Source organism: Maridesulfovibrio frigidus DSM 17176 (assembly GCF_000711735.1).
Classification (GTDB): Bacteria; Desulfobacterota; Desulfovibrionia; order Desulfovibrionales; family Desulfovibrionaceae; genus Maridesulfovibrio; species Maridesulfovibrio frigidus.
In genome coordinates, this window is record NZ_JONL01000001.1 from 128,226 (window position 1) to 142,369 (window position 14,144).

Sequence of the window (14,144 nt, forward strand, 5' to 3'; positions counted from 1 at the left end):
TAGCTTTATTTCAAAATTTTACGAACCAACGCAGGTAAAATTTCTTCCACCTGCCCCTCAATAAAGACATCACTCATTGAGCTATAGGCCGAAGGAATTTTATTAATCTCAATTATCTTTCCGCCATTATTTTTAATGCGCGGAGGAATTAAATTGGCAGGAACAACTTCACCGGATGTGCCTGCAATAAGAACCAAATCAGACTGATTAGCGAACTCAAATGCTCTTTTATATGCTTCAGGTGGAATCTGTTCACCGAAAAAAACAAGATCGGGACGAACTATTCCTGAACATTTTAAGCACTTGAGAGGAAGATCACTATTCTCAGCCGTAGTTACCTTATCTGCATCAAATTCAGTAAAACATTCCGAGCAGAAAAAGTGACTACAGTTGCCATGAAACTCCACCACATTTACAGAACCTGCGCGTTGGTGAAACCCATCAATATTCTGCGTAACAACAGCTTTAATAATTCCCGAAGCTTCGAGCTCAGCAAGCGCATCATGCGCAGGGTTAGGCCCAAAGTTCTGAGTCATACGGAACAGCTCCAGCAAAAAATTCCAGACCGTCTCAGGATCTGATTGAAGCGCTCTAATGGAAGCAACCTTTTCAGGGTCATATTTGGACCATACACCACCGGGACTTCTAAAATCAGGAATCCCACTTGCCACAGAAAAACCAGCACCAGTCATAACAATGGCACACCGCGCGTTCGCGATAAGTTCAGCAGCTTGATCCAAAACAGACTGATCAGGTAACATATTCCCTGCTGTAAAATTTAGCTAAGTTTACCTGCGCATCATTATTTTCTGCGCAAGCTGTCGAGAATTTTCTTCCGACTGCTCATATTCTTTAGGAGTCATACCCGCGCCAAGTGCAATCTTGCGGCGCATTTCACGGCTAACTAAATCTCCGGGCGCATGAGCATCGTTATTGATAACAAGCTTCGCTCCGAATTTTCTAGCAAGCTCAACAACATGACCATTAGTCAAGCTATGCCCTTTGCGGGTAGTGATCTCAAGATGAACTCCATATTCCGCTGCTAGCTCGACCTCAATCTCAGTAATGAGCCCAGGGTGGGCAAGTACATCAACTTTGGCCTCAATTGCGGAAAGATTGGTTCCTTCCGCAACAGGTTCAACAATTGTTTCACCGTGAACAACCACTATCTGCGCGCCTAAATCTCTAGCCTGATCAACCATTTCACCGATCAGCCCCGGAGGCACGTGAGTAAGTTCTACTCCGCTGAAAACATCAAGATCAAAAAAATGACCATGCTTTTTGGAAAAACGATGAACATTTTCAAGAATAATTTCGATATTACTTGAGTCAGCATGGTCGGTCATAGCCACGGCACGATATCCTGCAATTCTGGCCCTACGTGCCAATTCAGCAGGAATCAGTTCGCCATCGCTAAAAACGGTATGTGTGTGAAAATCTATCATTATAACCAGCTCTGTATATTATATTTATAATCTAAAACAATCTTACATTTTATATTTGAAATCGTCGGGAGAAAGATCATCAAATTCATCGCCAGTGCTAGAACCTTTGCTAAGAGTCTCTTCAGCCTCACTAGTGCCGGCAACATCAAGAACCTTCTGAGAGGCACGCACAGGGCACTTAGCCCTTACAGCTAGAGCAACTGCATCAGATGGACGCGAGTCAATCGCTCTTACCTCACCGCCAGTTTCAACGATTATTTCGGCGTAAAAAGTGCCCTTTTCAATATCTACAATATCTACAGAAACAACCTTTCCACCAAGTGCGGAAATAGTGTCCAAAAGTAGATCGTGTGTCATAGGTCTCGGAAAGGCCACTTCATCAATAACTAAAGAGATGGCCATAGCTTCCATTGCACCAATCCAGATAGGCAGAACAATTCCCAGTTCTTCATTTTTGAGAACCAGTACCGGTGCTTCGGAGTCGTTCTCGACCGCCAAGCCGTATATCTGCATTTCTACCATGGGTTCCCCACTTTCTCGCCGATAAGGGAATGGTTCTTAGATTCTGTAATCTTAACCTTCACCAACTTGCCACCAAGCTGAAGTGATTCATCCCCGCCTTCAAAGAAAATATTAACTACACGTCCGCCGGGATCTTTACCGCGCCATGCAATTCCGCCTTCAGCCTGCCTCTTGCTCGGTCTTTCCAGCAAAATAATCATTTCATCGCCAACTAACTCTTCTAGACTTTCTCTAGTAATATGCTTTTGTCTTTCCTGCAAGCGCGCAAGACGCTTTTGAGCAACATCCTCGGGAACTTTTGGTGTCATTTTAACGGCAGCAACTCCCGGGCGGTCTGAATATTTAAATGAAAAGCTACTTTCGTACCGAACTCTTTCCATTATATCCATAGTTTGCTCAAAGTCTTCATCCGTCTCACCGGGAAAGCCCACAATAATATCCGTTGTTAAAACAATATTAGGGCACGTTTCTTTTAAACCTTCAACAATGCCTAAATACCGTTCACGGTCATACTTGCGCCCCATCTTCTTTAACATATTATCAGATCCGGACTGCACAGGCAGATGCAATTGCGGACATAAATTCGGTAATTCACCAAAAGCTTTAATAACTTCCGGCGCAAGATCTTTAGGGTGAGAAGTCGTGAACCGAATTCTCTCCAGCCCATCGATAGCTGAAACTTTATATAATAATTCTGCGAAGCTGAGGTCTGTACCTTTTTTATCAATGCCGAAACTATTTACATTCTGACCAAGTAAAGTAATCTCACGGACGCCAGACTTAACTAGCGCAGTGCATTCCTCAATAATAGCTGACGACAAACGCGATTTCTGGCGACCACGTGTATACGGCACAATACAGTAAGCGCAAAAATTATCACACCCCTGCATTATGTTTACAAAAGCCTGTCCGGGAATTGTACCTATACCGGGAGGAAGCAATTCCTCGTTAGGATTTGCAAGTCCGCCTTCGCGCTCTGGATACTTGGCAAGAAAATCGTTTAAAACTAGTTTCTTTTTATGATCAGCGGCCAGCTCCTCTAAAAACTGAGGAGCCTGAGCCACGCCGTCACTTCCAAAAACAAGCCTTACGAAGGGGAACTTCTTTAGAAATCCTTCCCCAATCTGCTGAGCTACGCACCCGCCAACAGCGACAAAATCGCCGGGGGATGTGCATAAACGCCCAAGCCGTCCAAGAACACTATAAACTTTCTGCTCAGGTTTATCCCGAACAGAACAAGTGTTCACAATAAATATATTTGCTTCTGATTCGCTCACAGCTTTCCAACCACGGCTTTCCATTGCACGGATAAGCCAATCGGAATCGTGAACGTTCATCTGACAACCGAATGTAATTACGTTAAACTTCATGAGCCGGACATACTCTATATGATGTTGAGGGTAAACCTGATTAAATAGTCTGTAAAAACAGCTAACTAGCTCTGCAAAAATCCCGCAAAGTGGATCTTACTACGAACCTACACAAAAAAGCACAATATTTTCAAACAGATAAAGCCGAGAGAGTTATAAAAACAATCCCGGCTTAAATGCGAATATTTCTAAAAAAATCAGGAAGGATTACGACCGTAAGTTTCTTTACTTATTTTCCACTTATCCCCGTCGAGAACAAATTCAAAGGTAGGGGTGAATTTACCGCGACCACTGTTATCACGATAATCCCAAAGAACTCTGACTGTACAAGTTTTTCCGTTAAGCTCAAACGAGGTGAATTTAAACAACCTCAATTTAAAAGCTTGATCAACCCAGTATGAAGCACACTGCGGCAATATCCCGCTAAAATTTTCAAATTCCAAGTCTTCCTTAGAATCACAAGGAAAGGACTTCACAGTGGCATTCGTGGAGTAAAGCGTTCTAATCGCGTCAAAATCTCTAAGATTATAAGCATCTTTATATTCAAAAAGAACATCTTTAAGCCTATCGCGAACAGCCTCTTTTTCATCAGAAGCGAAAGCAGTTGCAGCGAGAGAAAGCAGCAATAAAACAGAGACACCTAAATATAAAAATTTCTTCATATGAACACCTGTATATAATATTTTTACCAATGCTGTTCCTTCACTATATTATTTTACAGCAAAAATCAGCAAATCCCATTCAAGTTTCGCCATTTTTTTAAGCACATATCAACGGCTTCCAAGACTTCAGCAGGATTTTTATCTTCCGTCTCAATTATACACTCGGCATCAGGGTCGGTTTCAAACTTAACATCAATACCGATAACCTCCCCAAGTTCCTTGAAACATTTGCCTGTTTTCTGGCGTTCCAAAGCTTTCTCATAAAGCCCTGCCATAACCAAGCCCTGTTGCCTTCCGGCCTCACGCTTTATTGCCATGTTTACAGGACAGCACAGATGGACCTCGGCAAAAAACTCGATTCCTTCACGAGCTTCCTTTCGAAAGCAAAGCTCATGCCCCGTAGCGTCCAAAATGACGCAGCGGCCAGAATTCATAATAGAAATAGCGTCTTGCACAAAAAGATTATATACTTTTATGCGCTCTTCGTGGGTGTACTGTGGGTCCGAAACATATAACTTCCTGCGATCATCAAGCCTGAGCAACATAGGATTAAGCCCCTCGCCCTGAAGGAGCTTAAGCAAACCATCAGCAATAGTACTTTTCCCGCAGCCCGGTAGCCCCGTAAACCATACAGCCCAATTTTTATTAACGCATATACCTTTCGAAATCGGCATAATCAAAGACCTCCTCCTCAAGCACATTTTCAATAAACCTTAAAAGTGACGCTCGAACTTCTACGGGATGATCGGGATACCACACTGGTGACGCGATCACGAGTCCCCTGAAAACAAAAAATGGAGCAATCACTTCAAGTATTTCTATATCTCCAGTTCTTTCAAGATATTCCTCAAAATAAGTCATGTACATCTTTCTGAAATTTTCCGAAAAAGATCCACCGCCATATAGTCCGAAAAGAATATAGTTAGCAGCCATACAGCAAAGATCTCCGGCAGGCTCGCCCCATTCTCCCCGGCTGCGATCAAGTACGCTAAATCCAGTAGGACCACCGACCAGAACATTCCATGGATGGAAATCGCCATGCACTGCGCACAGCCTGTGCGTATAGTGCGACAACTTCCATCGCCAATCTATAAGCCTTTTTTCCAGACTAATAAACCTGTCCCGGGAAAAATGTTCACATGGATGATCATACGCTTCATCCACAAGGCCCATAATACATTCGCTGCTTCCGATAAGATCCCGGACTCGGCGCATGTACAGATGTGAATCATCTTTTTTTACCGAATGAATATCTGCAAGCCAGCCTGCTAGTTCTCCGGCCTGTCTATTATCAGCATCACGAAAGTCTCCCTTCGTAATGCGGTCCAGATCCTGAAAATAGTCATACCCCTCGAGTTTCTCATTTAAAATAAAAAATTCGCGTGGATTCTGCAAGGGAATCATTTTGCCAGAGCTGTCCACATACCCCATGCCCATAGGTTTGACATGTTTACTGAGCTTTGCAGAAGTCTCATGCTGGAACATCAAAATGGCCGCACGATCCCAGTAAAACTGGTGTCCGTAATTATCACCCTTCATCACCGAAATTACGGTTTCCTGAATTTCACCACCAACTGTGAACCGAACAAGAAGAGGCTTCCCGTAGCCGAAACTTTTCATGCCCTGTTTATCAAGTGAGCCAATGTCACCATAATCAACAAGGGCTGTTTCGGTACCGAAAGCCTCTTTCAGATATTCTTCAATCATGCTTGCTGTCAGTTCAACCATTCCATCATCCTCCCGCTTAATTCATTTTAAGCAAGTCAGGCGGAGAAAGTTTGGATTTAGCAGATTACAAGCAGTAATAATTGCCGTGCGCTAAACTTCTCCGAAGTTGGACTTGTAACGTGCCCAGAATTCGTCCTCAGTATATGAGTGTTCCTGAGTTCCCAGTTGTTCAACACAATATACAGCACTTACCGCGCCGATATGAGCTGATTCTACAAGATTTTTACCCATTGAAATACCTTTAATCAATCCAGCTCTGAATGCGTCACCAGCTCCGGTAGGATCTTTAACAACATCCACCTTTGCAGCTGGAACAGCAGTTTCGCCGCTCTTTTCTACAACGAGACAACCCTTTTCACCAAGAGTCACGATGATGGACTCACAAATTTCCATTAGCTCGTCTCTGGTCTTTTCGGTAGATTTCATGATCATTTCTAGTTCGTAGTCGTTAGCTACCAAAATCTTACAACCTTTGATCATACCAAGAAGCTGTTCGCCGCTGAATGCAGGAATATTCTGGCCTGGATCAAATATGAAAGAAACGCCCTTGTCTCTGTAGATTTCAGGGAAATTCTGCATATCTTCGAGGTTACCGGGAGAAACAATTGCCAAAGTATCTTTAGCATCAACTGCGGAAAAATCGTAATCGCAAGCAAATTTCATAGCACCGAGGTTAAACCATGTGATCTGATTGTTAGATTTATCGGTGGTGATGTAAGCACTGGCGGTAAAATCTGAATCAATACGTTTGAGACCATTAAGTTCAACATTATGCCTAGACAGCCACTTCTCATAAACATCGAAATCTTTACCTACAGTTCCGAGAATAACAGACTTTTCGCTGAAAAGAGACAGTGCGTACGCAATATTACCTGCGGTTCCACCGAATCTTTCGTCTAGACCGTCAACGAGCAAACTAATATTCAACATGTGAATTTTATCAGGAAGAATATGATCAGAAAAACTACCGGGGAAACTCATAATCCTGTCATACGCCATGGAACCTGAAACTAAAATCTGCATTATAAAATCTCCTTAAACTGTTTCAAAAAGAGAAGGGAAATCCAAGTATGGAATCACACCTCATATAGTAAGCAGCCCCTTTCAACATATACAGAGCTGAGCAAAATCCGATTTGGAAAAAGGACAATATGCTTTGGCCCACTGTAAAGTCAATAAAGCTGTTACGAGGTGTGACTTTTAATCCACTCAAAGAACTCGGAATTCCCTTCTTTTGATTCAACAGCAACAATGCAGGGACAGTCATAGCTATGGAGTTGTTTAACCGTTTCAGTTAACTTTTCCACCAGCTCTGGAACTGTTTTAGCAATCAGCACGGCTTCGGAAGAGCTTTCTATCTTCCCATCCCACCAGTACATCGATTCCATTTTATCAATAATATTAACGCAGGCTGCCAAGTGACGCATGATTAATTCACTGCCGATTTCCCGTGCTTCTTCCACGTCTCCAGCCGTAATATAAACAAGCATCACAGACATTATTAACCTACTTTTTTTACTGACAGATTACAGCGTCAGGCTTTGCTTCAGCAAGGTACCTATTAATTTTAGCAAGCTCACGGTCAGAAACAGTCATACCCTTTTGGACCATTCTAGCGTTGGTTTTTTCCCAGCCAGCTAAATCTTTTTTACCAAGAGCGCGGCAAACGCGTTTCATACTGTGGCAAGACACACATTTAGCAGAAACAATTTCTGCGTCATCAGCCTGTGCAGCAGGAGCTAGAGCCCCAGTCATCAGAATGGTTCCAGCAACAAATAAACTAAATAAGATCTTCATTTTTAATTTCCTCCGAGTGATTTGTAATTCAATAATACATGATTCACTACACCACGCAACATTTATAGTATTTCAACAATTATAAATTTGCGGGGCCACATGGAAGATTGTAAGTTACAGAAAGAAATGATAGCCCGACGTGATATGGTAACGAAGATTAAACCACCTAAAAAAGCAATACGACTCAGAGCTAAAGAAATTTATTCTCGTCTGATTACGCGCTATCCCGACCCAACTCCTGAGTTGGACTGGAAGAACGCATGGGAATTGATGGTAGCAACAGCTCTGGCCGCCCAGTGCACAGACGTACGGGTAAACAAAGTCACACCGGCTCTTTTCGCTAAATGGGACGGCCCTGAAGAAATGTCCAAAGCGGATGTATTAGACATACAACATGTCATCCGCTCCACAGGTTTATTCAGGAATAAGGCCAAAAACCTTAAAGCCGCCGCCGTATTAGTTATGGAAGAGTTCGGCGGTGAAATGCCCCGCACCATGGAAGATATGATTCGCTTACCCGGTGTTGCCCGAAAAACAGCCAACATAGTGCTCTCAAACGCTATGGATGTTCATGAAGGACTAGCTGTCGATACCCATGTTAAACGTCTATCTTTTAGGATGGGTCTAACTACCAGCACCAACCCAATTATTATTGAAAGAGATTTGATGCCACTATTTGAGAGAGAGCAATGGGGAACAACAAATCATCTGCTTGTTCTTTACGGACGCGAAATATGCCCTGCCAGATCGCCCAAATGTGACATCTGCCAACTAAACGATATATGCCCTAAAAATGGAATAGAGAAAAAATAATGACTGAAGACAAAAAAAAGCCCGGTACATTTAAGATTCACGCCACTGATGGTGAAGCTCGCCTTGGAACCCTTACTACTGCTCACGGTGATATCGAGACTCCCGTATACATGCCTGTAGGGACTCAAGGTACAGTTAAAGCCGTCTCACCTCGCGACCTTAAAGAAATTGGTTCACAGGTTATTCTTGGCAACACATACCATCTCTACTTGCGCCCAGGTGATGAGCTTATCGCTCGCCGTGGCGGTCTACACAAATTCGCCAACTGGGATCGCCCTATCCTCACAGACAGCGGCGGATTTCAGGTTTTCAGTCTCGAATCTATACGCAACATCACAGAAGAAGGCGTTGAGTTCCGCTCATACCTCGATGGATCAAAACATTTCTTTTCACCTGAAAAAGTTATTTCCATTCAAAAGAACATCGGGTCCGACATTATGATGGTTCTCGACGAATGTGTCGGATACGGAAATGACCGTGAATACACCGAACGTTCTCTCGAACTCACAACCCGCTGGGCGCAGCGTTGCCGTGATGCCTATCCTGTAGGGTCAGGAGATCAGCTCATGTTCGGCATCATTCAGGGCGGATTTCACAAAGATTTACGCGAAAAAAGCCTTGAGCAGCTCTCCGAAATTCCATTCGAAGGTTATGCAATCGGCGGACTAAGCGTTGGTGAGCCAATCCCAGATATGTACGAAATCCTAAGGCACATCGGCCCTAAACTTCCACAAGACAAGCCACGATACCTAATGGGCGTAGGAACTCCGCTCGATATTCTCGAAGGCATCGCTAACGGTGTAGATATGTTCGACTGCGTACTACCTACCCGTAACGCACGAAACGGAACCCTCTACACATCGCAAGGAAAAGTGAACATCAAACGAGCACAGTATCGCGAAGATGATTCTCCACTTGATCCAAATTGTGATTGCTACACTTGTCAGAATTTCAGCAAATCATATTTGCGACACATATACACAGCCAAAGAATTACTGTCGTCGCAGCTAAATTCTATCCATAATCTGCGCTTTTTCCTCAAGCTGACAGAAGAAGCACGCGAAGCTATCAAAAACGGTAAGTTCGCAGATCTACGCAAGAAATATGAAGCAGTATACGAACCTGTGGTTCAAATTTAAAGATGTGGGGTTGTGTGCCTCCGGCGGCTTAAACCCTTTTGGGGAAAGGGTTTGTTCCACTGTCCGCATCCCTAAGATTCGCTGAAGACAGCTCACCTAAGGGCTGAGGCAAGAATCCCAAAACTTTTTAATTGGGGTTAGCTTTTTTTGTGAGTGATATAATGAAGCTTATTCGGAATTTTTTTGCGCTTTTAGGGGGGCTTACCTTTTTAGGGATTATGGCTGTTGCCGTACTCTTTTTTTACGCCCCTACTATTTTGCAACAAGTCGATAAGCTGGAAAAAGCTGATGCGATTGTCGTGCTTGGTGGGCAATATTTTAGGCCCATGTATGCAGCAGAACTTTATGGAGAGGGATATGCACCTCTCGTGCTGGTCAGCAAACCTATTGTTTACAGAGAGATAAAAGCTCTTCGTGAATTAGGCATTAAACGCCAGTACCAATGGGAAATTTTTCGCGATGTATTACTCATAAAGGGTGTACCGGCAAATAAAATATTATTTTTCGGTAACAAGAATATGAGCACAATTGATGAGGCAGATAATCTTAAACTTATGTTTTCTGAAAATGAGCTACCCGCGAACATAGGAAAAATTATTATTGTTACTTCGCCACTACATACTGGACGTGCAGGTAAAATATTTCGCGACGCCCTGCCGGACAAAGAGTTTATTGTTGTAGCAACACCATATGAACCTGTTCCTGAAAAATGGTGGTCTAATTTCCGAGCCGCCCCATATATAGTTCTGGAAGCTGCCAAGAATGTTTACTACTATTTTGGTGGAGCCTTCAGAAGTTCGGAACAGTAAGATGAATTGAATAAGGTTCACTCTCTATTTAAAACAAATCATAAAAAACGACCTCCCGAAACAAGATTTATCTTAATTTCGAGAGGTCGCAGACTGTATTCAATTAATAGCTATTTTCAAGCTCTACACTTAGCTCAATTTTAAAGCCCCATCTTTTTAACAATCTGCTCTAAGATCAAATCAATTTCACCGGATTCTGGGAGACTTAGGACATTGCCATCAGTCATCTGGCGATCAATTAATCCTGCTAGAGGCGGTATTGTTGCGTGCCATTCCGGAAGATGTGGAAGATCAGGAGGTGTGCCGCCCATATAGCGGTTTATCACCATAACCTGATTATCCAGCCCTAGTTCTCCCGCCATGCGCCCTACGTCTGACGCTGTTTGGAAACTACGCATGCTTGGTTCGGTAACGACGACAAGTCCGTCAACATGTGTCACAGTACCTCTACCTAAATGTTCCACACCAGCCTCAAGATCGACCAAAACGCAATCATCACTGTCCATTACAATATGTGCCAGAATAGCTTTCAGAAGTGCGTTAGCATCGCAAGCACATCCGCCGCCCGCATTAGTTAACCCGCCCATTACGAGTAAACGTTTGCGGCCCGGAATCACCCCCGGCAATGGTGCAGATGACAGCGGTAATTCGACAGCCAGATCATCAGGCAAATCTCTCACATCAGGATTGAGGTTCAAGAAACCGCCTTCGTGAATGCGCTCATGTACTAGATCTTTTTTACTGATTATCGGCTGTGGCAAAGAGTCTTGATCTAAACCTGATGCTTGCCCTAATGAAAGAGCGGTATCAGCATCTATCATCCAGACGTTATGCCCGTTTCTTGCCAGCCAGTCAGCCATCCATGAGGTGACTGATGTTTTCCCGACGCCGCCCTTGCCTGCAAATGCCAATTTCATAAACTACTCCGTGCTTCCTTATTCGCTCAGTCCGAGTCCCTTACGTTTAGCCTTGATACGAATATCGAAAAGCTCAGCAGCTTTCACGGGATCAGGTTCAATAACGAAGGAGGCACCTACAAGGTCTTCCAGCCCTGATACAGCCAAATTGGTAACAGTTTCAGAACCGAGAATATTCGGAGGATGACCAAGGTGAGTATAGATTCCGCTAGCTACGGCATAGAGCCCGATGGCGGCGGCCTTTTCAGAATACCATTCTGGAGATGAAGCACCTACAGGTAGATCACTGATGTCGACCTTTAATTCGTTAGCTAGAGCCGCACAAAGTTGCAGGATGCGTGCATTATCTACACATGATCCGTAATGCAGAACTGGCGGAATTCCGAGAGCTCCACAAACTTTTTTAAGTCCCGGACCAGCCATTTCAATTGCCTCTGGAACAAGCAGTCCGGCTTTACCAGCAGCGGTAGTTACGCAACCTGTGACGATTACGAGAATATCTTTTTTGATCAGCTCTTTTGCAAGCCCTACATTCATGGAATCCTGTTTGATCTTTGGATTATTACACCCAACGATACCAACAGCCCCGCGAACATCACCAGCCACAATGGCCTGAATTAGTGGATCAAGAGTTCCGCCCATTGCGGAGATAAGAGCTTCGTTTGAGAATCCAGTCATAATCTTAACTGGTTCACATGGAATATCCACGCGGGATGGATCACGCTCGGCATATGCCTGAACAGCTAAACGAACTATTTCACGAGCCTGTTCAAGAGCATTGCTAGGATGAATGTCGTAATGGATTGCGCCAGTAAAGCGAGCTTTCTGAGCAGTATCAATGAACCTTGTGTGATAACAACCAGCAATCTGAACCATGCTCGGCATGATACACTGGTAATCAACAACAACGGCTTCAACTGCGCCAGTTATGATCGCAAGCTCAGTCATCAAGTGGTTCCCTGCCATGGGGATACCCTTACGCATGAGGAGTTCGTTACCAGTACAACATAGTCCGGCAATGTTAATTCCTGTTGCACCTAGAGCTTTAGCTTCGGCGATAATTTCAGGGTCACGAGCAGCAGCAAGGATCATTTCGGAAACAACGGGATTATGACCGTGGACTAGAATATTTACTTTGTCTTCTTTGATAACGCCGAGATTAGCTTCGGACATGGAAGGTGATGGTGTGCCGAAGATTACATCGGAAAGTTCAGTACCGATCATGGAACCGCCCCACCCGTCTGCAAGCGAAGTTCTTGCGGCATGAAGCATAGTATTAGGAGCGTCATTATCACAGCCCATATGGGTGCGATGCATCATTTCTGCGATTTCACGGTCAACTCCACGTGGAGTCATGCCGAGTTTATTCCAGATATCTTTACGCTTTTGAGGTACACGTGACAGGAAAGAAACTTGTTTTTTACGGCTACCGAAATCACCGAAAAAAACTTCCAAAATATCTTTAGCAACATCAATAATATCACGCTCTGCGATAGCTACAACTCCGACTTCTTCGGCAATACGTCTGAGTTTAGGCTCATCTGTGATTTTGTAATCTTTGGTTTCACCTTCAACTATCGCCTCTAACACTTCAATAAGGTCACGGCCATGATCTGAGTGACCAGCCGAGCCACCTGCCACAAAGCGTCCAAAATTGCGAGCGACAACAACATCAGCATCCGCGCCACAAACTCCGCGGGGAGCTTTTGCGGTTATTTTGCATGGCCCCATAGTACAGTTGCGACAACTAAGGCCGAGTTCACAAAATTTACAATGCGGGGTTTGTTGTTGAAGTCTTTCATGGACAGTGTCGATTCCCTCAGCTCTCGCTTTGGTAATCATGGCCTGGGCATCATCCCAGAGGGAAAGTTCTTCTACGGGGCGTGGTTCTTTTGCCATACTTCTATCCTTCCTGTTTTAAACGGATAAAGGCGAAATGCCTGTTCCAAAACTAAAGCTATATTCTGGGCCATTGAGTGCACAGTAAGCAATTCAGGAGAGTATGTTTGTCGGATAGCCGACAAAACAGGTATAAAATTAACAATAAATTAATTTTAGCATATTTTAAAGAGCAAAGAACATATTATTATCTAAGTATTAACCACATCTTCAAGAGCTTTCAGATTGGGGATAAACCATTTTGAGCGACCGCGTTTTACTACTAAACCTTCACGAACCATATTATTCAGCAAGGTGGATACAGTTTGACGGGTTGCTCCGACAATCTGAGAAAGCTGTTCAATAGTTAAGTTCAGCTCAAGTTCAAGGCCTCCATCAACGGGGACTCCTGAATCTTGTGCTTCTTTTAGAAGGTAAGCCGTCAAGCGTGCGTAAATATCTTTAAATGCAAGCCCGCCAATAACTGAAAATGCGTTTTGTAAAATTTTACCAAGAACACGCACCATTGTGCGGTTAAAAAGAGGTACTTCCGCCATGCATCGCTTCACGGATTGAACATCGGTAACCAAAAGTGAGCTGCCCTCCAGCGCTTGAACGAAACATCCGGCATGGGAAGAATAAAGATCGCCCGGCTCTAAAATTCCGAGTGTAAATTCTTTCTCCTCATAACCAAGGTAAATTCTTACTTTTCCGCTTTCAATAATAAAAACAAGATCTTCATCCTGATCAGGACTGAATATTATAGCCCCTTTCTTTGCTAAACGAGAGTGAAATACATCTCTAAGCTCCGAAAGTTCAGGCTGTTGCAGTTCATCAAGTAAGTTTATACCGGAAAACTTCATATGGCTCCCGTACTTTATGTTATGCTAACCAATTTAACATTACGCTTGGAGAGCGTCTAGTATATGTATTAATGACATTAAAAGGCGCAAACAGCGCTGAGAATAATCCAATTAGACTATTACAATAGATTGAACTATATCTCTGATAATACTAAGAAAGACCAATTTTAAATCGCACATCATTGACTATAAACTGGCGCA

16 protein-coding genes are annotated in these 14,144 nt (G+C 43.6%); 3 read left to right on the forward strand and 13 right to left on the reverse strand.

Annotated features, from left to right (window positions below; all coding sequences use genetic code 11):
* Positions 1 to 5: 5 nt before the first annotated feature.
* From BR06_RS0100645 to BR06_RS0100690, 10 genes are all read right to left on the reverse strand, one after another.
* Positions 6 to 761 carry an SIR2 family NAD-dependent protein deacylase gene (locus BR06_RS0100645; protein WP_031479111.1) on the reverse strand — a complete coding sequence of 252 codons (756 nt, stop codon included), beginning with the start codon at positions 759 to 761 and terminating at the stop codon, positions 6 to 8.
* Positions 762 to 788: 27 nt separating this feature from the next.
* A complete protein-coding gene (locus tag BR06_RS0100650; protein ID WP_031479113.1) occupies positions 789 to 1,445 on the reverse strand; it encodes a histidinol phosphate phosphatase domain-containing protein in 657 nt (218 codons plus the stop codon).
* A gap of 42 nt (positions 1,446 to 1,487) precedes the next feature.
* Entirely contained in the window at positions 1,488 to 1,967 is a 480-nt protein-coding gene (locus tag BR06_RS0100655) for a bifunctional nuclease family protein (protein WP_031479115.1), read from the reverse strand.
* Positions 1,961 to 3,337 carry a tRNA (N6-isopentenyl adenosine(37)-C2)-methylthiotransferase MiaB gene (gene miaB, locus BR06_RS0100660; protein WP_031479116.1) on the reverse strand — a complete coding sequence of 459 codons (1,377 nt, stop codon included), beginning with the start codon at positions 3,335 to 3,337 and terminating at the stop codon, positions 1,961 to 1,963. The genes BR06_RS0100655 and miaB overlap by 7 nt, the downstream gene beginning before the upstream one ends.
* 197 nt (positions 3,338 to 3,534) lie before the next feature.
* Complete coding sequence (locus tag BR06_RS0100665; RefSeq protein WP_031479118.1) at positions 3,535 to 3,999, reverse strand: hypothetical protein; 465 nt, start codon at positions 3,997 to 3,999, stop codon at positions 3,535 to 3,537.
* 65 nt (positions 4,000 to 4,064) lie between these two features.
* Entirely contained in the window at positions 4,065 to 4,673 is a 609-nt protein-coding gene (locus tag BR06_RS0100670) for an adenylyl-sulfate kinase (protein WP_031479120.1), read from the reverse strand.
* Positions 4,645 to 5,727 (reverse strand): phosphotransferase family protein, encoded by a 1,083-nt coding sequence (locus BR06_RS0100675; protein ID WP_031479122.1) that lies wholly within the window; start codon positions 5,725 to 5,727, stop codon positions 4,645 to 4,647. The genes BR06_RS0100670 and BR06_RS0100675 overlap by 29 nt, the downstream gene beginning before the upstream one ends.
* A gap of 90 nt (positions 5,728 to 5,817) precedes the next feature.
* Positions 5,818 to 6,750, reverse strand: coding sequence for a carbohydrate kinase family protein (locus tag BR06_RS0100680; RefSeq protein WP_031479124.1), 933 nt, complete (start codon positions 6,748 to 6,750; stop codon positions 5,818 to 5,820).
* 161 nt (positions 6,751 to 6,911) lie between these two features.
* Complete coding sequence (gene cutA, locus BR06_RS0100685; protein WP_031479126.1) at positions 6,912 to 7,226, reverse strand: divalent-cation tolerance protein CutA; 315 nt, start codon at positions 7,224 to 7,226, stop codon at positions 6,912 to 6,914.
* A gap of 16 nt (positions 7,227 to 7,242) precedes the next feature.
* Positions 7,243 to 7,524, reverse strand: a complete 282-nt coding sequence (locus BR06_RS0100690; protein WP_031479128.1) for a cytochrome c family protein — start codon at positions 7,522 to 7,524, stop codon at positions 7,243 to 7,245.
* Between the two features lie 144 nt (positions 7,525 to 7,668).
* Here BR06_RS0100690 and nth point away from each other — a divergent pair, with 144 nt between their 5' ends.
* The 3 genes from nth (at position 7,669) to BR06_RS0100705 (ending at position 10,285) form a co-directional block, all read left to right on the forward strand.
* Positions 7,669 to 8,337: an endonuclease III gene (gene nth / locus BR06_RS0100695; protein ID WP_051676911.1), complete on the forward strand. Its 669-nt coding sequence runs from the start codon at positions 7,669 to 7,671 to the stop codon at positions 8,335 to 8,337.
* Positions 8,337 to 9,476 (forward strand): tRNA guanosine(34) transglycosylase Tgt, encoded by a 1,140-nt coding sequence (tgt, locus tag BR06_RS0100700; RefSeq protein ID WP_031479132.1) that lies wholly within the window; start codon positions 8,337 to 8,339, stop codon positions 9,474 to 9,476. Before nth ends, tgt begins: the two co-directional genes overlap by 1 nt.
* 161 nt (positions 9,477 to 9,637) lie before the next feature.
* Positions 9,638 to 10,285: a YdcF family protein gene (locus BR06_RS0100705; RefSeq protein WP_031479134.1), complete on the forward strand. Its 648-nt coding sequence runs from the start codon at positions 9,638 to 9,640 to the stop codon at positions 10,283 to 10,285.
* Between the two features lie 140 nt (positions 10,286 to 10,425).
* Here the strand turns inward: BR06_RS0100705 and BR06_RS0100710 are convergent, their stop codons facing one another.
* The 3 genes from BR06_RS0100710 to BR06_RS0100720 form a co-directional block, all read right to left on the reverse strand.
* Entirely contained in the window at positions 10,426 to 11,202 is a 777-nt protein-coding gene (locus BR06_RS0100710; RefSeq protein ID WP_031479136.1) for an ATP-binding protein, read from the reverse strand.
* 18 nt (positions 11,203 to 11,220) lie between these two features.
* The gene (gene cooS / locus BR06_RS0100715; protein WP_031479138.1) at positions 11,221 to 13,101 is read right to left on the reverse strand and encodes an anaerobic carbon-monoxide dehydrogenase catalytic subunit; all 1,881 of its coding nucleotides are present in this window, start codon (positions 13,099 to 13,101) and stop codon (positions 11,221 to 11,223) included.
* Between the two features lie 191 nt (positions 13,102 to 13,292).
* Positions 13,293 to 13,943 carry a Crp/Fnr family transcriptional regulator gene (locus BR06_RS0100720; RefSeq protein ID WP_031479140.1) on the reverse strand — a complete coding sequence of 217 codons (651 nt, stop codon included), beginning with the start codon at positions 13,941 to 13,943 and terminating at the stop codon, positions 13,293 to 13,295.
* Positions 13,944 to 14,144: the final 201 nt, after the last annotated feature.